21 protein-coding genes and 1 tRNA gene are annotated in these 18,719 nt (G+C 69.5%); 5 read left to right on the top strand and 17 right to left on the bottom strand.

The window, feature by feature from the left end; translation table 11 throughout:
• Positions 1–185: 185 nt before the first annotated feature.
• From OG241_RS08970 to OG241_RS08955, 4 genes are all read left to right on the top strand, one after another.
• On the top strand, positions 186–515 hold the full coding sequence (locus tag OG241_RS08970; RefSeq protein ID WP_405814716.1) for a hypothetical protein: 330 nt from the start codon (positions 186–188) through the stop codon (positions 513–515).
• Between the two features lie 100 nt (positions 516–615).
• Entirely contained in the window at positions 616–1,371 is a 756-nt protein-coding gene (locus tag OG241_RS08965) for a class I SAM-dependent DNA methyltransferase (RefSeq protein ID WP_405814715.1), read from the top strand.
• The gene (locus OG241_RS08960; RefSeq protein WP_405814713.1) at positions 1,368–1,973 is read left to right on the top strand and encodes a TIGR02466 family protein; all 606 of its coding nucleotides are present in this window, start codon (positions 1,368–1,370) and stop codon (positions 1,971–1,973) included. The genes OG241_RS08965 and OG241_RS08960 overlap by 4 nt, the downstream gene beginning before the upstream one ends.
• Positions 1,970–2,551: a hypothetical protein gene (locus OG241_RS08955; RefSeq protein WP_405814711.1), complete on the top strand. Its 582-nt coding sequence runs from the start codon at positions 1,970–1,972 to the stop codon at positions 2,549–2,551. Before OG241_RS08960 ends, OG241_RS08955 begins: the two co-directional genes overlap by 4 nt.
• 5 nt (positions 2,552–2,556) lie before the next feature.
• On the opposite strand, the gene OG241_RS08950 is transcribed toward OG241_RS08955, so the two are convergent.
• The 3 genes from OG241_RS08950 to OG241_RS08940 form a co-directional block, all read right to left on the bottom strand.
• Entirely contained in the window at positions 2,557–3,825 is a 1,269-nt protein-coding gene (locus OG241_RS08950; protein WP_405814710.1) for an MFS transporter, read from the bottom strand.
• A 128-nt stretch (positions 3,826–3,953) separates the two neighbouring features.
• Positions 3,954–4,601 carry a hypothetical protein gene (locus OG241_RS08945; protein ID WP_405814708.1) on the bottom strand — a complete coding sequence of 216 codons (648 nt, stop codon included), beginning with the start codon at positions 4,599–4,601 and terminating at the stop codon, positions 3,954–3,956.
• Positions 4,602–4,734: 133 nt separating this feature from the next.
• Positions 4,735–5,475 carry a hypothetical protein gene (locus OG241_RS08940; protein WP_405814707.1) on the bottom strand — a complete coding sequence of 247 codons (741 nt, stop codon included), beginning with the start codon at positions 5,473–5,475 and terminating at the stop codon, positions 4,735–4,737.
• A gap of 124 nt (positions 5,476–5,599) precedes the next feature.
• On the opposite strand from OG241_RS08940, the gene OG241_RS08935 reads away from it, so the two are divergent.
• Positions 5,600–5,992 carry an HIT family protein gene (locus OG241_RS08935; RefSeq protein ID WP_405814706.1) on the top strand — a complete coding sequence of 131 codons (393 nt, stop codon included), beginning with the start codon at positions 5,600–5,602 and terminating at the stop codon, positions 5,990–5,992.
• A 3-nt stretch (positions 5,993–5,995) separates the two neighbouring features.
• Here OG241_RS08935 and OG241_RS08930 read toward each other — a convergent pair whose 3' ends face one another.
• The 14 genes from OG241_RS08930 to OG241_RS08865 form a co-directional block, all read right to left on the bottom strand.
• Positions 5,996–7,093 (bottom strand): UDP-N-acetylglucosamine--N-acetylmuramyl-(pentapeptide) pyrophosphoryl-undecaprenol N-acetylglucosamine transferase, encoded by a 1,098-nt coding sequence (locus OG241_RS08930; protein WP_405814705.1) that lies wholly within the window; start codon positions 7,091–7,093, stop codon positions 5,996–5,998.
• Positions 7,094–7,209: 116 nt separating this feature from the next.
• A tRNA-Ala gene (locus OG241_RS08925) sits at positions 7,210–7,284 on the bottom strand.
• 199 nt (positions 7,285–7,483) lie between these two features.
• Complete coding sequence (locus tag OG241_RS08920; protein WP_405814703.1) at positions 7,484–9,145, bottom strand: proline--tRNA ligase; 1,662 nt, start codon at positions 9,143–9,145, stop codon at positions 7,484–7,486.
• Complete coding sequence (locus OG241_RS08915) at positions 9,142–10,248, bottom strand: glycosyltransferase family 4 protein (RefSeq protein WP_405814702.1); 1,107 nt, start codon at positions 10,246–10,248, stop codon at positions 9,142–9,144. The genes OG241_RS08920 and OG241_RS08915 overlap by 4 nt, the downstream gene beginning before the upstream one ends.
• A complete protein-coding gene (locus tag OG241_RS08910) occupies positions 10,245–10,976 on the bottom strand; it encodes a WbqC family protein (protein ID WP_405814701.1) in 732 nt (243 codons plus the stop codon). Before OG241_RS08910 ends, OG241_RS08915 begins: the two co-directional genes overlap by 4 nt.
• On the bottom strand, positions 10,973–11,692 hold the full coding sequence (locus OG241_RS08905) for a PIG-L deacetylase family protein (protein ID WP_405814700.1): 720 nt from the start codon (positions 11,690–11,692) through the stop codon (positions 10,973–10,975). The genes OG241_RS08910 and OG241_RS08905 overlap by 4 nt, the downstream gene beginning before the upstream one ends.
• Before the next feature lie 5 nt (positions 11,693–11,697).
• Positions 11,698–12,222 (bottom strand): dCTP deaminase, encoded by a 525-nt coding sequence (gene dcd, locus OG241_RS08900; RefSeq protein ID WP_405814699.1) that lies wholly within the window; start codon positions 12,220–12,222, stop codon positions 11,698–11,700.
• Positions 12,219–12,773 (bottom strand): dCTP deaminase domain-containing protein, encoded by a 555-nt coding sequence (locus tag OG241_RS08895; RefSeq protein ID WP_405814698.1) that lies wholly within the window; start codon positions 12,771–12,773, stop codon positions 12,219–12,221. The genes dcd and OG241_RS08895 overlap by 4 nt, the downstream gene beginning before the upstream one ends.
• The gene (locus OG241_RS08890) at positions 12,770–13,579 is read right to left on the bottom strand and encodes a TauD/TfdA family dioxygenase (RefSeq protein WP_405814697.1); all 810 of its coding nucleotides are present in this window, start codon (positions 13,577–13,579) and stop codon (positions 12,770–12,772) included. The genes OG241_RS08895 and OG241_RS08890 overlap by 4 nt, the downstream gene beginning before the upstream one ends.
• A complete protein-coding gene (locus OG241_RS08885) occupies positions 13,572–14,768 on the bottom strand; it encodes a metallophosphoesterase (protein WP_405814695.1) in 1,197 nt (398 codons plus the stop codon). The genes OG241_RS08890 and OG241_RS08885 overlap by 8 nt, the downstream gene beginning before the upstream one ends.
• Positions 14,768–15,394 (bottom strand): rRNA adenine N-6-methyltransferase family protein, encoded by a 627-nt coding sequence (locus tag OG241_RS08880; protein WP_405814693.1) that lies wholly within the window; start codon positions 15,392–15,394, stop codon positions 14,768–14,770. The genes OG241_RS08885 and OG241_RS08880 overlap by 1 nt, the downstream gene beginning before the upstream one ends.
• Positions 15,395–15,795: 401 nt before the next feature.
• On the bottom strand, positions 15,796–16,293 hold the full coding sequence (locus OG241_RS08875) for an NUDIX domain-containing protein (protein WP_405814692.1): 498 nt from the start codon (positions 16,291–16,293) through the stop codon (positions 15,796–15,798).
• A 408-nt stretch (positions 16,294–16,701) separates the two neighbouring features.
• Complete coding sequence (locus OG241_RS08870) at positions 16,702–17,538, bottom strand: zinc-dependent metalloprotease (RefSeq protein ID WP_405814691.1); 837 nt, start codon at positions 17,536–17,538, stop codon at positions 16,702–16,704.
• A gap of 471 nt (positions 17,539–18,009) precedes the next feature.
• Positions 18,010–18,696, bottom strand: coding sequence for a type I-E CRISPR-associated protein Cas6/Cse3/CasE (locus OG241_RS08865; RefSeq protein ID WP_405826100.1), 687 nt, complete (start codon positions 18,694–18,696; stop codon positions 18,010–18,012).
• Positions 18,697–18,719 lie beyond the last annotated feature (23 nt).

Genomic DNA, 18,719 nt, shown 5'->3' with positions numbered 1-18,719 from the left:
GGCACCCACCGAGCATCACCCGCACTGGGCCCGGGGCGGAGATCCACCGTCGTACACGCAATTGCACGTTCGCCCGGCAAACCTTCCTAAATGCCTTCCTAGGGTGGCGAATTGTGCCTGGGCTCGGGCCGGGACGCGGACCTACTGTCACCGCATCCACCCCCACTGAGCAGAGGGAGGCAGGCATGGACGAACCGCAGCAGCAGGCGGTGACCCGCTACACCACCGACGAGGAGCGGAAGAACATCTCGGGGATCGTGCTCGACGCCGACGACGTCGAGCACGTCATGGACCTGGTGGGCAAGGGTCTCGTCGGCGCGGCCGCGATGCACGAGGGCGCCGTCCAGGAGGACATGGCGCTCACGGCCACGGTGACCGTGACGCTGACCCGCGGCGGGATCGCCGACGAGGACGGCAAGGTCGGCGAACTCGTCGGCACCGAGGAGGTCGGCGGGACGATCCGTGCCCGCAAGACCTTCCTCGACCCCGAGCTCGCCCCGAAGACCGACGGCTGACCATCCCGTGGCCGGTGCTGCCCGGGCCGGGGATCGCCCGGCCCGGGCAGCACGCCCCGCTTCGACGACGATCACCACGATCACCCTCAGGGAGACTTGTGTGACCGATTACCGAGCACAACAGCAGGAGATGTGGGACGAGTGGGCGCCCCACTACAACGCCGAACACCAGGACCGCGCCCCAGGCCCAGCTGCCGACTTCCTCGCGTCGGTGGCCGACGGCGGCCCGGTACTGGAACTCGCGGTCGGCACCGGCCGCATCGCGCTCGCTGTGGCGGACCGCGGCATCAAGGTCGTCGGCCTCGACACCTCCCCCGCGATGCTGGAGGAACTCCACCGCAACCGCGGCGACCGGGCTGTGGAGACACGGGTCGGCGACATGGCCGAACTCGACACGGCCGGCCAGCAGTTCGGGCTCATCTACGTGGGCTTCTCCGGCTTCTTCTTCCTCATGACCCAGGCCCGTCAGCAGGCCTGCCTCACCCGCGTCGCGCAAACCCTGGCACCCGGCGGGCGTTTCGTCATTGAGGCGACCGTCCCCCGTGCCCCCGGACTCCTCGCCGGCCGTCAGCAACTTGCCATCCGCGACCTCGCCGACACCCACCTGGCCCTGTCCGGTCACACCCACGACCCCATCGGGCAGATCATCCGCTTCCAGGAGATCCGCTTCGACCAGAGCGGCACCCGGCTCCTCCCTGTCACCCTGCGCTACGTCCACCTCTCCGAACTCGACCTGCTCGCCGCAGTCGCCGGACTCACCCTCACCGCCCGGTACGCCGACTGGCACCGCACCCCGCTCACCGCCGCCTCCACCCAGCACATCTCCGTCTACACCCACGCCGGAGACCCCGAATGAGCACGCTCGCCGCGCTGTTGGGCACCTGGCACGTACGGGGCGCGACCCAGCAGATGTGGCCCACCCGGATCTACCGGCGCACCTCGCCCACCGGCCCGGACACCGGCACGCTCGCCCAGCAGATCCTCGACCGCGAGCACGCCGACACCTCGCTGTCCCTGGGTGTGGAGGGCGCCCGCAAATCCGCGCCCGACATCCTCACCTGGGACATCCCGGCCATGGCCGCGCTCAACGCTTGGATCCGAGAAGCGGCCCTCGCGATCACCGACGCCGGCCCCGACACCCCCCTGACCGCGGTGGGCTGGGCGGTGCACTACGGGCAGGGTGGATTCCACGAGGTCCACGCCCACCACGACAGCGCCGTCTCCGGCGTCTACTACCTGCAGACCTCCGCCCGTGCGAGCGGCGCCCTGGAACTCTTCGACCCCCGCCCCGCCCGACTCGCCACCGCCTCCCACGACGCATCCGAGCCGTGCACCGTCCACCCGCACCCGGGTCTGCTGATCGCGTTCCCCTCCTGGCTGCGCCACGCCGTCGCCCTCCACACCGCCGACACCCCGCGGCTGTGCATCGCCTTCAACGTCACCACGGGGGCGACATGACCACCCTGAGCGCGCCGCCCGTACCCGGCGGGCAGACCACTCTCGAAGACCTCTGGACTACACCCGTCTGGCTCGGCACGACCCAACCCGGCGTCGATCACGACCTGCTGCGCGCCCAGATGCTCCGGACCACCCACGGCGCCCGGGACATCGACCCTGGGGACATCCTCGACGTCGGCCAGGCCCGGGCAGCCTTCGGCACGCTCGCGCGGACCGCCCTCCAAGTCGGTACAGACGAGGTCCAGTTGTCCGTGCAGATCTGGGGCGCGGACCACCGCGTCCCGCTCGCCTACGGACACGCCGCCTGGACCGCCTGGTGCTACCTGGCCGTCGACGGCCATGCTCCCCACGACCGGTCCGGCGCCGTGTGTCTGCACGACCCGAGGGCCGGCTGCGACGCCGCCAACGTGCCGGGCCTTCCCTGGGGCCGGGCCATCACGCTCAAGGCCCAGGCGGGGCTCACCGTGCTCGCCCCCGGCTGGCTCGCCCACTCCGTCCTTCCCGTGAGCGCCGGCCATACCCTCGCCGTCCTCATGGCCCACACCTCCGTGAACGCTGCCGTCGGCGAACCGGGGTGAAGGGATCAGGCGGCGCCGGCGGCGACCGGCGCGGTCTCCTGCTGAGGGCGTGGATCACCAGCGAGCGTGCGGATGTCCCGGGAGGCCAGGGCACAGGCCACGGCCACCAGTACGAGCAGCGCACTGGCGAGCGCCACCCACGCCGGACCGAACGCCGACGCCAGCGGTCCCGCCACGGCGAGAGCAATCGGCGCCACCGCGAGACAGCCCAGCAGATCGATGGAGGACACCCGGGAGATCATGTCGTCCGGGACCTCACGCTGCAGACAGGTCCTCCACATCACCATCGTCACGTCCCACATCACCCCGTACACCGCCGCGCCTACCAGCACCACCAGCAGCGGCGCCCGCAGCGACAGCAGGAGCGCCGGCAGCGCCGCGCCCGCCGTGCACAGCGTCGCCACCAGCATCGGGCGCGCCGGGCGCAGTCGGCCCGCCCACCCCGCCCCGCCGATCTGCCCCGCGATCTGCGCCATCATGACCAGCGACCACGCCCAGGCCCCGCCCAGGTAGTAGTGCGCGAGCATGGGGCCGAGCAGGCCCGCCACCGAGTTGACCACCGCGATCACGATGGTGAGCTGGCCGGTGGTCACCCACAGCCACTCGTGGCGCACGAACTCGCGCCAGCCTTCGCGTAGATCGCGTACCGCCGAGGTCTTGTAGCGCACCGGCCGGTCGGGGATGGACCGGCCGAGGATGCCGAACAGGATGGCGCAGGCGGCGAACGAGGCCGCGTCCAGGGCGAGGGCGAGGGCCGGTCCGACCATGCTGACCACGACGCCGGCGAGCATCATGCCCATCAGGCGGGCGGTGTTGACCGAGACCTTCAGCATCGCGTTGGCCTGCTGCCGCTGATCCTGTTCCGGGACCACGTCTACGACGACGCCTTCGAGCGCCGGGGAGAACAGGCCCCGCGTCACCCCGCCGAGTGCCGCGAGGACCGCGATCCATCCGACCGGTCCGCCCTGGGCGAAGAGGACGGCCAGCGCGGCCCAGATGACCGCGGCCGCGGTCTCGGTGACGCAGACCAGACGGAACCGGCTGCGGACGCGGTCGCCGAGCACACCGCCCCACAGTACGAACGCCAGCTGGGGCAGGGCCTGGCAGGCCAGGACCAGCGACAAGTCCGCCGGGGATGCGCCGGGCAGGCCCAGGACACCGAAGCTCAGCGCGATCGGGCCGAAAGCCGAACCGAGAACCGAGACGAAACGGGCCGACGCCAGCAACCGGAACCGCGGTTGGGACAGGAGTACAGAACTGGTACCTGAGAGCACCCGGGGACCCTATCGACGCGGCCCCTCCAGCCGCCGGGCAATGACGGGTATTCAGCCAAACGAGAGCGTTCCGCACGCCTCGTTGAAGAGCTGCGACCGCCCTTGGGCGCCCGTGCCCACGGAGAGGGTCACTCGCTTTCGAACAGCGAGTCTTGAACGGGGCCGGTGGGCAGGTACTCGGGCTCGACCGGAGGCGGCCGCTTGCCCACAAGATCGTCGATTTGGCGCAACGTGCCCCACCGGCCTGCTGCCACCCCCTGAGCCACAGCCCGTCGGCAGATCTCGGACGTGGCCCACACCGCCTGGGTGAGCGGCGCCCGCCGGCCCGGGAGGTCCACGCCCAGGGCGGCGGCCAGTGTGGACTCTGCGGGTTCCGTCACGGAGGGGCAGGCGATCTGCGCGAGGCGCAGCGCGTCCCAGACCACCTGTGACGCCAGCCGGGGACAGGACGCCCGTTGAGCCCGGAAGATCCCAGCCTCGACCGTGCCGAGGCGGGCGACGACCACATGCGGATCACTTGTCAGCCTCCGCTCCACGGCCGCGAGCGCGTCCGCCGCCGACTCCGCCCACACCACCGAGTGGCTCTCCTCCGCTGCGCCCGGCGGTCCCTCGGGCGCAGGGCCGACGCGGGCGTGCACACGCCACTGCGGTGCCCAGTTCTCGCCCTGCACGGCCAGCGCGGCAACAGCGGTCACGTCGAACTGCCCTGCCTGGCGGGCGAGTTCCAGGCCCACGACGACGAACCTGCACGCGGCGTACTCACGATCCATCCGCACCACGTCACCGTACCGAGGTTCCAGCTGCGTGGGCCCGGAATCACGGGCAGACGCAGGCTCCGTTTCTTGGCGCGCCGCGTCGCTCGATCACGTCGTGCGGCACGCTGCTACCTACAGCCGTACGGCGGGGCCGCTACAGCCGCAGGACGGTGCCCTTGCGGGACGACGGTCCGCCTGCCTGCCCGTCCTGGGCGCTGCCCGCGTCGGCTTCGCCGCCTCCTGATCCCGGAGGCGTGGCGAGCAGATGACTCAGGGCCTTCTTCAGCTTGCCGTTGGCCTCTACGGTGAGATCCCTGCCGTCCGCGGTCACCACGCGGATCGGGTCGGTATCGGTGAGCTTGGCGCCCTTGCGGCCGTGTCGCCACTCGGGCTCGAAGACCATGTGCACGGTTGCCGTCGTGGAGGCCATGACCAGCACGTACCTGCCCTTGTCGTCATGGCCGACGTGGACGGCGACATCGCTTCTCCCGCTCAGGCGTTGGCGGAGGAAGGCAAGGTTCCGCTGGACCTCTGTCGGGAACTCGTCCTCGTCGAGCGGGGGCAGGACCGGCAGATGGGCGGGTCCGTCGGCGGCCGGCGGCAGGCTCTGGGCCAGCTCGGTGTACGTGGCCCACAGGTCCGCGTAGTCATGGAGTTTCCCATCCTTGAGCAGCAGCGGGCACCCGGACTGTTGCCATCCTCGGCTGCCCCGCCGGATTACGACCTCGACTCTCAGCCGGCCGCTCGTGTGCCTGACGCGGATGGAGGTTGTCGACTCATGCTCGATGAGGGGCTGGGCGCCGGTGCGCTCGGCTATCGCGGCTGCTTGGCGCCGCACCGGTATCGGGACGAACTCCTTTTCCTCGGACGGGACTTCGAATACGGAAGAGGTCACGCGGTATTTCCCATTTCGATGCGGTGCTCGGGAGCAGAAGGGGTGAGTGGTGCGGTGGGTGTGGGGCGTGACAGGGCGGTAATCTTGCGCCTAGATCACCGATAGACACGGAAAGTGACGAACTGTGACCACTGCTGTTGTGGCCCCCGCGAAGGTCTCGGACTTCTACTGCCACCAGGCCATTCCCGGCCTCGTGGAGATCGAGCGGGTGATGGAGACGGACCGGGTGCTGGCGTTTCGCCACACCAAACCGTCACACCCGGTGCACATCGTGGTGGTGCCCAAGGAGCACATTCCGTCGCTCGTGGACCTGGGGGACGGCGGCCCGGAGCTGCTCGCGGAGGTCATGGACGTGGTGGCCAAGGTCGCGGACCAGGTACGTGAGAAGCACGGCGCCGCCTCAGTGACCACCAACGTCGGCCTGTACCAGGAGTCCAAGCACCTGCACTGGCACGTCTACCACCGCGGCGAGACCGACAAGCAGATCCGCGAGATGTACGGCCACGGTGACAACTGACGTCTAGCGGGCGCGGCGGCGCCGCGGCCGGGCGGCGGACAGGGTCTCACCGGCGATGCGACTGGCCGCCTGGTGGATCACGGTGGGATCCGGCCGACTGAAACTCGCGTGGGCGCCGGCCAGGTGAAGGCAGGCTGCGACGAGCGTGGCGCCTCCGGCGAGGGCGTCGTCGTCCTGGATGACGTGGCAGCGTCCCTCATGGCGACGCGCGTACGCCTCGGCGTTGACCAGTTGGTCACCGCGGCTGACGCTGGCCGGCAGCGGGATGAGGACGGCGCGCTTGCCGAGCGCCTCCAGCTCGGCCAGGGTCGATGCCCCGGCCCTGCCGATGACCAGGTCGGCCAGCCACTGCGCGTCGGGCATCTCCTGGTGGAGGTACTCGATCTGCCAGTAGCCGGGTGTTCCGTCGAGGGACGGGTCGAGGTTGCCCTTGCCGCACACGTGGATCACCGCGAACCGGCTGCGGAGGTTGTCCAGTTGGCTGCGTACGGCGTCGTTGATGCGGGCGGAGCCGCTGCTGCCGCAGAAGATCAGCAGGACCTCGGCGCCGGGCTTGATGCCGAGCTTGCTGCGCAGCCGGTCCGGGTTGCCCTCGCCGAGGTCGTGCCGCAGGGGCAGACCGGTGACGACCGTCTTCCGGGCGAGCCAGCGCGGCGGCTTGGACCGGGCCGGTTCGGAGAGGCAGACGCGGGCCGCCATCCGGGCGAGGATCCGGTTCGCGAGACCGAGGGAGTGGTCGGACTCGTGGATGACGACCGGAACGCGGCACAGCCAGGCGGCGATTCCGACGGGGACGGTGACGTAGCCGCCCTTGCTGAACACGGCGTCGGGACGCTCATGCCGCATGGCCCGCCAGGCTGCGATGATGCCGCGCACGACGGTGAAAGGCATCCGCAGGTTGCTCCAGGAGCCGTATCTCTTCAGGCCGGCGGACGGTACGGAGCAGAAACGGATATCGGCTTTGGTGGCGTACTCGTGCTCGATGCTTCCGTCCCGTCCGAAGAACACGAGTTCGTTCCCGCCCTGTGTGAGCTGGGCGGCGACGGAAAGAGCGGGAACAACGTGCCCGGCGCTGCCGCCGCCGGTGATCGCAATTTTCATCAATACCGTTTCCGGGTTCGCGTGAACTTATGGAAGGGAGATCGATATTCATTCAGCAGTACTCCGCGCCCTGTCGCGGTCACTGACCGGGCCGGGGCGTGGACTGCGGGCTGAGCTGGTCGGGTCGGCCGGACTTGAACCAGCTCCTCGGCAACGCTTTTGCCGTGCTCCACCGCTTGAGCTACGACCCGTTCACTGTGGTGGGCATCACGCTAGGGGTGCTGAATCCGGGCGTCAACCGGATCGAAGGAATACCGGAGAAATTTTCCGCCATCGCCGACTCGCGTGAATAGAAGGATATCCATCTGAATCTCTGCATGCCGAATAGCGGCGCCGTGACAGGAGTTACGGAGACGCTATTTCAGTCCGGCCTGGTGGTGTCTCCTGGGGTTATCCGCGGGTGGCGAGTAGGGGAATGTGGCTGGATTGGGTGATGGTGGTGCGCCCGGTCCAGCGGCTGATGACTTCGATCTCCTCGGCGGGGCGGTCGGGGGAGAGCACGGCGGCGTGCGGCAGGCCCAGCAGGCGGGCGTAGCGCAGTTTCTCCCCGGCGGGCAGGGGCCGGTCGTCGACGAAGAGGCTCAGCCCGCGGGCGGTGAGGTCCCGTACGAGCCGGTCGGTGCGCTCTTGCATCTCCGGCTGGTCGGCGCGCAGCACGGCGAGGTGGACGTCGGCCGGCCCGGTGCCGGGCTTCCAGCGCAGGCCCTGGTGGTCGCGGTTGAGGTCGGCGGCGGTCTGCATGCAGCGGGTGATGCCGATCCCGGAGCAGGCCATCCAGGGGACGGCCTGGCGTCCGGTGTGGTCGGTGAAGGCGAGCTTCATCGGCTGGGAGTACTGGGTGCCGAGCTCGAAGACGTGAGCGACTTCGACGGCGCGGACAGCTCGGTGGGTCCCGGGGCACAGGGTGCACCGGCTGCCGTCCGAGGCCTCGGCGAGGTCGCGTCCGCTCACTTTCAGGGCGCGTAGGTGCTGGTTGCCGTTCCAGGTCACGCCGGTGCGAAGCCCTTCGCCGCCGTCCGAGATCGCGAACTCGTCCAGAGCGGCGACGGAACTGTCGAACAGCAGGAGGGTGTCGGGGCTGTCCGCGGCATCCCATGGGGTGAGGGTCCCGGCCTCTTTGCCGAGGACGCCCGGCAGGTCCTGGGGTTCGATGAGGGAGAGGCGCGAGGCGCCGGTGGCGGCGGCGACCTTGCGGGCGCTGACCTTGAGGTCGGAGCGGACGGCCACGGCGGCCGGCTGGATGTCGCCGTCGGGGTGGGTGAGGACGAAGGCGATCACGTTGACGACGGGCGCGGTGGGCGGCGGCGTCGGCCGCGCGGGCGTGACGGCTCCGTCGCCGCGGTTGCCGCAGTGGTCGCAGGCCACGATGGTGCTCTGTCCGGCGTCGGACAGCACCAGGTGCTCGGTGCTGGGGCCGGCGGAGATGGCGCCGCCGTCCGCCGGGGCCTGGAAGACGCCGGGCAGTCCCATGCCGGTCAGGGCGGCGGTGCAGGCCTCGTTCAGGAACGCCACTGACTCGCGCATGCCGTCGGCCGATGCGTCGAAGGTGTAGGCGTCGGCCATGGTGAACTCGCGGCCTCGCATCAGCCCGCCGCGTGGGGAGAGTTCGTCGCGGAACTTGCTCGTGGACAGGAAGAGCCGCACGGGCAGGTCCCTGAAGGAGCGCAGGTGCTCGCGGACCGTGGCGGCCGTGATCTCCTCCGAGGTCGGCGCGAGGCACATCTCCTCTCCGCTGGAGCTGCGCACTGTCAGCAGAGCGCCTTCGCGCTGGTAGGAGCGCCACCGTCCGGTCTCCTCCCACAGCCGTCGGCTTTGCAGGGTGGGGGCGGCGAAGGCGAGTGCACCGCGCTCCTCGAACGCGTTCCGGGCGATGACCGCCATCCGGTCGTGGACGCGCAGGCCGAGCGGCAGGAGGGTGTGGACGCCGGTGGCGCTGGTGCGGTCCACCAGGCCCAGGCGGTGGAGCAGGTCGAGAGCGGGATCGGTGGCTTCCCCGGCTCCACGGCGGACCGGCGGCCACATCCGGCTGGCATACAGGGCAGTGTTGGTCATCGGCGCCCCTCGGTCACGGAACGGGACAGGCGGGCCACCTGTGCGACGGTGTTGGATATGCGGTGTCGGCGGGCGTTGGCCGCAGCTGCTCCGTGCAGGTCCTGGCGCAGCGTCTCGTCGGCGGCCACGCGGTCGATGAGCGCGGCGAGCGCCGGTGCGTCGCCGGGCCGGTAGGCCATGCCGCCGTCGCCGAGGGTGTAGTCCAGGCCGGGCAGGTCGCCGTAGAGGACGGGGAGCCCGTGGGCCTGGGCTTCGACGGCGACCAGGCCGAAGGCCTCCAACTGGCGGGTGGTGAACACGAACGCGTCGAATCCGGCGAACCTCTCCCACAGTTCCTCGCGCGGAAGGAACGGCTCGAAGGCGACCCGCTCACCCAGACCGAGCCCTTCGGCGCGCTCCTTGAGTCGAGGGAGTTCGCTGCCGCTGCCGATCACGGTGAGGTGGTGCTTGATCTGGGTGAGGGCGAGGGATTCGATCGCGGTGATGGTGGATTTGTTGGCATCGAGGCGGCCGGTGTGCAGCAGGTTCAGCCGGCGCCCGGGCCGGGGCACGGCCGTTGGTCGGGGTGGGAGCGGGACGCCCCAGGGGACGGTTGTCAGCCGGTCGGTGTAGGCGTGGTGGGTGAGCCGGTCGACCTCGGAGCCCATGGCCGTGTTCGGGACGATCACCTTGGTGCTGGCGGCCACGATCTCGGTGAGGACCTGGAGTGCCTGCTCGCTCTCGGCGGCGGCGATGACGTCGGTGCCGTGCGCGATGGACACCACGGGGGTGGTGCCCGCTGCGCGGGCGAAGGCGAGTGCGAGCCCGAACCCGAGGTGCTGGGCGTGGATGAGGTCGGGCCGGTGCGCGCCGATCAGGTCGGCGACCTCGTCGGTCAGTTGGGCGGCGTAGGCGTCGAAGCGCGGGCCGTAGGGCTGTTTGTCGGCGGCGAGCAGGGCGGTCTCGGGGAAGTGGTGCTTCCAAGTGCCGCTGCCGGGAAGGCCCAGGTACAGCACGCGGAAGTCGTCGGTGAGCCGCTGGTAGACGTCGCTGCACCAGATGGTCGACCCGCATGAGGGCTCTATCGGCAGGTCGATCCCGGTCAGGATCAGCGGACGGTTCATGCCGCACTTCCCTTCTTGGCGTGCGGGAGGTAGGCCTCGAACGAGGCACGCAGCAACCCGGCGGTGCCGGCCCACCCCAGGGCGCACACTGCGTCGATGACGCACAGGCCCGGCGTGAACTCCTGGTGTGGCCAGGCCTGGACGTACTGCGGGTGCCGGTCGGTGAAATCGTTCCACCGCACTGACACCTGGTGGTGTTCCAGCTGGCCGGTGTCGAGGTAGTCGCGGGTGCCGGATCCGGCCCACAGCACCCGTTCCCCGGCGGACGCGCAGATCTGGGCCAGACGCTCGGTCTTGTCGTCGGCGGTGATCTTCATCTGGGAGGTGCGCAGCAGGCGGGCCCGGGAGCCGAGGGCGGTGGCGAGGGCGGTGATCAGGTCGATGTTGAGGTCGGCCAGGTGCTCGTGGCCGGCCGTCAGGGCCGGACGCAGCACGTTCAGGGCCTCGTCGATGTAGGGGGTGCGGGCGTAGGCGAGGCGGATCTGGCGCAGCAGCCGGTCGGGGTCGAAGGCAGGCGCGATCCGGGTGTCCTTGATGAGCTGGCCGGTGTCCCGGACGACCGGCACGGTCAGCCAGTCGATTCCGTTCGCGGTCTTGATGCGGTTGCGGTTCTGCCAGCCGCCCTGGGTGTACTGCACGTCGTCGTAGAGGGCGATCGTGTCGCAGCCGATGAGGGCCTCGCAGAACCCCAGCCACGGGGCGAAGGGCGGCTGTTCGATGTAGATCAAGGTCGGGCGTCCTCTCGCGCGGGAGCGAAGGTGAGGGTGAGCAGGGTGGTCTCGAAAGCCTCGAAGGCACGCCCGGCGGCCGTGGCGGCGGGGCGCAGCGCCCATCCGGCCTGGGCGGCGCGATGGCGGGTGTAGCTCTCGGTCAGGTACCAGCGCCCGCCCTGACTGTGGTGCGCGTCCAGGGCGCGGACCTTGTCGTCGACGAAGTCGGTGACGTCGACGACGACGGTCGGGCTGAAGCCGGAGCGGGGGGCATGGGGTTCGCCGTGGAGCACGGTGTGGCAGGTCGGTACGCGGGTGGCGGCGTTCGCGGCGGCCATGGCAACCGCCAGGTGGTCCTGGTGGTCGTTGGCCGCTCGTAGGCTGTGGGTGATGAGCATGGTGCACTGAAGCCGGTTCAACTGGGCCTCCACCAGGGAGATCAGGTGGAGGTCGGCCACCAGCCCGCCGTCAGTCAGATGGAGGAAGACCACGTCGATGCCGGTGTCGGACCAGGCGGCGGTGACCTCCTTCTCCCGCTCGTCCTCGGCGAGTTGGCGTCCGGAGTCGGCGATGGATACGCCGTTGGCGCCGCGGGTGACGACGACGACCGACACCACCGCACCGGCCTCGCGCGCCTTGCGCAGAGTGCCGTAGCACAGCAGCTCGGCGTCGTCCGGGTGGGCGACCACGGCGACCACCCGCTCCACCGAGCCGTCGGAGGCGATGCGGGACACGGGCGTCACCGGGCCTCGAAGTCGCGGTGGACCAGTGACGGCTGCGGCCCCTCGGACCCCTGGTACTTTCCCTCATAGAGGACGATCTCCCCCTGAGGTACCCAGAAGGTGACCTGCCCGACGAGCAGTCCCGGGTAGATCCGTACGCGCTGCACGGCGTGCAGTTGAAGGGTGAGCTGGCCGAGGGAGCCGATGTCGATGAGGTCCGCGGTGCAGTGCACGAACAGGCCCAGGCGCGCGATCGACGAGCGGGCACGGATGATCGGCACGTAGCAGTCGCTGCCGATCTTCTCGCGGGTGGAGGCCAGGTAGATGCGGTCCGGCTCCAGCACCATGCCCTCGCCGGGGATGGCGTGTTCCTCGAACGGGTTCTCGCGGGCGCAGTCGAGGACCTCGGAGGTGTACCAGCCGATGCGCTCGCCCAGGTGGAAATCGTAGGAGTTCGGCTGGAGGCGTTGCTCGTCGTACGGGGCGATCTGAATCGCCCCTGTCTTGACTTGTGCTGCGATCTCGGGACCGGTGAGGATCACGCGGCTGCCTCCTGCCGTGCCGGGGCCGCGCCGAAGCCAGCAGCCGCGCGCGGGGAGCACGCGGTGGGCTCACTGATTCCGCCGTAGAGCCCGTCGTAGGGCATGCGGGCACCGACCGGTTTCCAGAAACTCACCTGGCCGATCCGCATGTACGGGTAGACCCGCAGGGGTTGGACGACCTTGATCTCCAGGGTCCACTGGTGGGCAGAGCCGAGATTGCCGAGGTCGGCGGAGATCTGGAGGAACATGCCCAGCCGGCCGAGCGAGGACCGGCCGATCAGGCTTGTCACGTACTCGTCGCCGCCGACGGTCTCCACCGTTGCGCCCAGGTACACGACGCCCGGACGCAGGACATACCCCTCGTCGGGCAGCTCGATGACGACTGTCTCCGCCGGGCGCGTCGGGTCGGTCGGATCGCTGATGATCTGCTTCAGAGTCCTGTCGAGGCGGTAGTTGTAGCTGTTGGGGTTCAGCAGATCCGCGTCGAAGGGGGCGATGGTGATCTGCCCGGCCTCGACCGATTCGTGGATCTCGGGGCCGGTGAGGATCATCGCGTGCCTCCGAAAGCTCCCACGCCGACGTACGTCTGCCGCAGCAGCCGTCGCTCGTCAGCGCCGTAGCCGTTCTGGCCGTCGCCGAGTGGCATCCGGCCGTGCGCGTAACGGTGCTGGTCGATGACGAGCAGCTCGCCCGGCTGCAGACGGATGGTCGAGCGGCAGGCGAAGACGGCGTCGACGAACCGGCCGAACGCGGCGGCGATCACCTGAGGCTCTTCGGCGTCGACGAGTTCGCCGCGCTCAAGATGGGGACCCATCTTGGCGGTGAACCGGATCGGCGCGCTGCCGATCCGCTCCGGCAGCACGGGAAACAGTTTCAGGCTCTCGCCGACCCCGTGCACACCCTGGTCGGCGAAATAGGAGAAGACCGACTCGGCCAGGACCATGCGATCGGTGTCCGAGATCGCCTCCACGGCCTGCCAGAGGTCGGCGAGCGCCGACGCCCCGCCGCCCAGCGGGTCTCCGCGGACGCAGTACAGGGCGATGTAGCGGGGGAGGCAGTCGCGGTCGACCAAGTCGACGTGCAGCCGGTTCTCCCCGACGCCGTGCGTGCGCCCGGGGTCGGCGGCCAGGCTGACCGCCAGGTCACTCCAGCAGCCGTCGCCCGGATACACGGACAAGACGGGGCCGAGGCTGGAGAGCAGACTCAGGCTGAGCTCCAGGTTCAGCGGGTGGTCCTGTCCCTCGAACTGGACCAGGACTCGGCCCGCGCCCGGGCCGGTGACGGCGTCGGCGAACTGGCCAGGTGCGTGCGGGCCGTTGGTAAGGTCGCGGCCATTCAGGGTCAGCACATCACTCATGAGGACTCCGAACGAGATCGGTGAGGGCGTCGCGCAGGGTGCGCGGCGGGACGGCGGGCCGAGCAGCAAGGCCCAGCCGTTCGGCGAGGTAGCTCGTGGTTGCGATGGCGCACGCGGTCGTGCCGGACGCGGTTTGGGTGCTGGCGACAGGCTCCTCGCCGAGCTGGCGGGCCGCCGCCAGCACCGTCTCCACGGGGTGTGTGCTGTCCACAAGGACGAGGTCGGCGTCGAAGGGGACGCAGTCCATGAGCGATTGGCGAGTAACGGTCTGCGGCAGCCCGGCCCGCAGTGACCCCAGGTTGAGGACGAACCTGTCTGCGCCTGCGGCGGTCCGGGCGCGCTCGGCCAACAGCTGGGCGACGTCCTCCCTGGTGTCGAGACGGGCTGGCAACGTTCCGACCCGTTCGCCGCCCCAGGCCGCGTACTCGGTGAGTACCTCCTCCAAGCCGTCCGGCCGGGGCGGGACGTTCGTGGAGGGGGTGAAGGTCCCGATGCTGAAGATGTGGCCGCCTGTGCGGTCGAGAGCGATCCGCAGCAGACCTGCTCCCACCTCTGGGGCCTTGACCACATGTCGGCCTGCGGACGCCCAGTGGTACGAGGGGCTGTGGCAGTGGCCCGCGACGACCAACTTGAGCGGCCAGCCGTGCTCCTGGTCGGCAACGTCGTGGGCGAAACCGGTGTGGCTCACTCCTATGACGACGTCGGCCCCCTCGGACAGAAGCCGGTCCCGCTCCGTCGCGATCAAGTCCGCCGTCGGCGGCACGAACCGGAACCCGGCCCGCTCAGCCGGCGGGATCGTCTCGAACGCCTGCTGGCCCAGGTAGCCGACGATGCCCACCCTTGGCTCTCGCTCCGGGAGGAGGAGACTGCTCGCCCAACGCCCGTCGAACCTGTCCGGCGGGCGCAGGTTCGCGCACACCACCGGGGGAAAACGCCCGGGATCAGCCAGTCGCATCAGATCTGCGAGGTCGTGGTTGCCCGGTACGAGCGCGTCGTACAGTTCCGCCAGGAGCCGTTCCTCCACGCGTCCGCCGGAGAACTCGTGGAATGCGTTGCCACCGAAGAAGTCGCCCGCGTCCACGACCAAGGCGCCGCGCGCACGCCACTGCCTCACCGCGGCAAGTGTGGCTCGACCGCCAGGAACTGCGGAGTGGAAGTCGGTCGTTACGACCAGCGTCGTCGCGTCCATCAGCGCCTCTCGATGGACACGACGCGCAGCGGTGCCGGCGCCTGAGGCCAGAACTCCCGCCGGGAGATCCCGTCCACCTCTTCCAGCCGCAGGCCTCGGCCTTCTCCCTCGGCGGCTCGGTACTGGTCCAGGGTGCGGCTCGGTACGACGACCAGCCCCCGCACCACCTTGTGGGTGGAGGCGAAGATGTGTTCGGTGAGGGCTGACGACAGTTCCCAGTCGAACGGCAGGATCGCCAGCAGGACGCTGCCCCGCTCCAGCCCACCATCGAGGTCGACCGAGCGGACGTCCGCGATGGTCACCCGTGCCTGAGGCCCGAAGGGACGAAGCTTGTCCAGCAACGGGGTGCCGAGCCGTACATCCTTCTCTACCGCCCAGATCCGACACCCTGCCTCGACCACCGCGCAGGACAGCGTCCCCAGCCCTGCCCCTACCTCAAGCACCTCGGCGCCAGCGGGGAGTTCGGCGCATTCCAGTAGGCGCCGTGCCACCTCCGGCGAGCGCAGGAAGTGCTGGCCCAGATCGGCTCGGGTAGCAAACCCTGTTCGCGCAAGTACGTCAGCGTCGGCGGAAGCATCAGGCACAAGCGGAACACCCGCTTGTCCAGGGGCGTATGGCAACTGCATCGGAGCAGGTTTCCCTTCAACGAGGCTGCGAGATAAGGCGGTCACTGGGTTCGCTCCCGTAAGACGAGAGGACGGCGGCCATGCGACCGCTGACCTGGGGCTGCGCAGTACAGGCATCGGCTCCGCGCCGCCACCAGGGGCAGTCGCGGGGTTCGCTCTAAGCTGTCGCGACGAGCTGCTGCTCGTACGGGCGATCACGACCCATAGACATCGTCACGCTCTGGTGACGCCCAGTCATTGCCGGTTCCGCACACCCGCATTGCGGGCAACCCGCAATGGTGTAGCCGAGGCAACCAGGCGCTCTCCCTTGCGGACCCGTCCTCGGATACCTGCCTCGGTGCCAACTGCGCCCTGACACAGCGGGCACCGAGGCAGGGGTCATCAGCGCCGATCGACCGGCGCTACAGGGGATGCCCGGCAAGCACCTCTACATCGCCGCCGGAGAGCGCCCGCAGCGCCGCGTGCGTACGCGCCGCTGTGAACGGAGTCAGGTGCTCATCCAGCTCGTCCGGGAGCATCCACAGCGCGCCCTGGATGCTGCCGCCGAACACGAATGGCGTGTCCTCGTCGATGACCCCGCAGTCGAAGAGGAAGTTGATGCCTTCCTTCGACAGGTGCGTCTTGTGCTGCTGGTCGTACATGTGGTGCACGGCCAGTAAGCGGCCCGGCTTCGGCGTGATGCCGAGCTTCGCGCTGACGTTGCGTACCAGGCCGTCAAGGAGCGGTTCGTTCTCCTCCACGCAGCCGCCCGGGTGGAACCAGGGCTTGCGCTCCTCACCCCTGAGTGCGTCCGACGCCTTCTCGGTCATCAGTACCGCACCGGCGGAGTTGCGGATGATGCCCAGCGCTCCGAGGCGGCGCGGGGGCGGGTCGGTGAAGTGGTCACGTTCGGTTTGCATGGTTTTCCTCCTTTGTCGAGGTGGGTCTTCAATTCCCGGCTGGACGACGAGGACAAGGACGGTTGTCCGGGAGGCCAGCCGGCCTGACCCGTGCACGGCGATGTGAATTCACGGAAGGGCTGCCGTTCACGGGAGCTTTCAGGTGACTCGGGATTTGAGCCGGTCCTGCGTGTGGATGCCCGCCGGTCGGCGGCGGGGATGGGTCGTGATCCGGGGCTCGGGCTCCGAGGCAGGGGTCTTTGGATGCTCGCGGGGTCCGGTCTGCCGGTGTGCTGTGGGCTGTCACCGTCGGGAGTGACGGCGAACCGCGCGGTCTGCTGGGTCAGTTCGAACAGCAGGTCCAGTACGACGTCGGTGATGCGGTCCATGCAGTTTGAACCGTCGAACTCGGTGAGACGGAGGGGGAGGTCAGGCACCGAGATACCCCCGCTCGATGCGGCGGACCCAGGCGTCGGGATCGGCGATCTCTTCCTCGGTGGGCAGGAAGACCGCGTCCTTCCAGACCTGGTTGACCAGGTCGGTGCCCCCTGCGGCCACGGCACGCGTGATGAGGCGGGAGCCCTGCTCGTACGCTGCGCGGCTGGGCCCGAGGCGCCGGATGCCGGGGAGTGCGTCGTGGGTGCGGTAGCGCCAGGACTTCGGCGATTGCCGGTGGTCGGCAGGGGCACCGAACAGGCGGGTGGTGACTTGATGGTCGGCCCAGTCGGCATGTCCCTCAAGGACGGCCGAGGCGCCGCGTCCGGTGATCCCCCGCTTCTGTGGGAAGAAGGTGGTCCACACCGCACCGCTTCGCCCATCGGCCTGCACCTGGTGGACGAGTTCATGGGCGACCATCTGGTGAAGGGCCGGTTCGTCGACCAGCAGCCCGCCATGGTGGAGGGCGCGGGGAGCGATGATCGTCTCGCGGCGGCCGTCGGCAGCTGCCAGGGTGCTGCCGAGCACCACGGGCCAGACCAGGACGGGGACGAATCCCATGATCCTCAGCCCGGCCCGGACGGCGTCGATCTCCTGAGAGGTCAGCTCCAGATCGGCGATGTCGCGGGCCAGGGTGCGGTGGTGGCTCTTGCGGGCCTCGTCCCGCCACGCCTTGGGAGTGAGCAGGCGGAAGCGGACCTCCTCAGGGAGGGGGAGGTCGGATATCTCCTTCACCGTCGGCGCAACCCGGTGGAGTATCCGGTCGATCTGCTCGGCCAGGTCCGGATGGCGTTGGGTTTCGTCAAGCACGGTGAAGCGGGTCTGGGTCACTGATGGTCCTGTCCAGAAGGGATCGGTCTGGTCGGCTACTTGTGACCCCCGTCCCCCGGGCCATCGTTCTGTCCCGGGGAAGGAGGGTGTTCGGCGTGCGCCAGAAGGCCTTCGCACACATCGATCCGTTTGTCCGCGAGGACATCTCCAGGACGAAGCGAGGCGTGTGCCTTCACCGGGACCGCCCCCGTTGGGCACGGTCGAGGACCGCACCGTGCGCATCGGGGCAGGAACGCTCTCAAGCTGGTCCGCTGGGCGCGGATTGCCGATGGAGTGTCGTACGCCTCGCTACCGAACCGGAGGTTGCCGCACTTGTGTCCGGGGGGAGCTCCACGGAGGGGTGGAGAGGGATGTAAAGGTCCCCTATGTTCGGTGCATCGGTGGTGCCAGCTCCACGTGAGAAGTGGAGAGAGGTGGAGAGGCAACCGCGAACAGGACGCTCCAGGGCGTCTCGCGCGGTGCACCGTCATCTTACTGTTCTGCGGGCCTGTTGGCGTGGGTTAGCACGAGTCCGCATCCGTAGGATTTGCCTTGTCCGAGCCCGTCGCGGAGAAGATCGTGAACCTGGGCGGCGTCAAGAACGGTCGCACCGGTCTGGAGAGTCCTGGTCACCAGCTGGAAGCGGTCGCCGGACCCCTTGGCGCCGACGATCCAGCGGGGCGGCCCAACAGCGATGTCGCCGACATCCGTGGACAGGCCGTGTTCCAGGAGCCGCCGGTGCAGCCAGGCTCTGACCTGGGCGGGGTCCGTGAGACTCACTCGCCGTGTCGGGGAGCGGAGTTTGCGGCTCGGATTGGCGATGACGCGCAACTGGAGTGACTGTCCTGCACGGTAGGTGTACTCCCTGGTGAACGCGTACGCGTCGCTGAGGCGGCCGTCGTCCAGGAGGGGCTGCCAGTTCGGCTGTTGAGGGGACTGCACCAAGACCTTCACGGGGCGCCCGGCGTCGGGCCGTTCGTTCCCGGCCGCGGCTGGAGGTTCTTCACGAGCGGGTGCGAACAGGACGTGAGCCGGCCGACCGGTGGACCCCGCACCCTCGGACGCGTCGCCCCCGAAGCCGCTCAGGACAAGCCGGTACAGGTGGTGAGCGTCACGGGAGCGGTCGCTCTCGGCAGGTGCCAGGGTCAGGGCAGTGCGCCAGGTGCGTAGGCCCGGCACGGTCGGTGTAAGGAGGTCGGCGG

This window comes from Streptomyces sp. NBC_01390 (assembly GCF_045040105.1).
Classification (GTDB): domain Bacteria; phylum Actinomycetota; class Actinomycetes; order Streptomycetales; family Streptomycetaceae; genus Streptomyces.
Note: the sequence above shows the minus strand (reverse complement) of the source record. Positions and strands in the feature narration are given on the sequence as shown.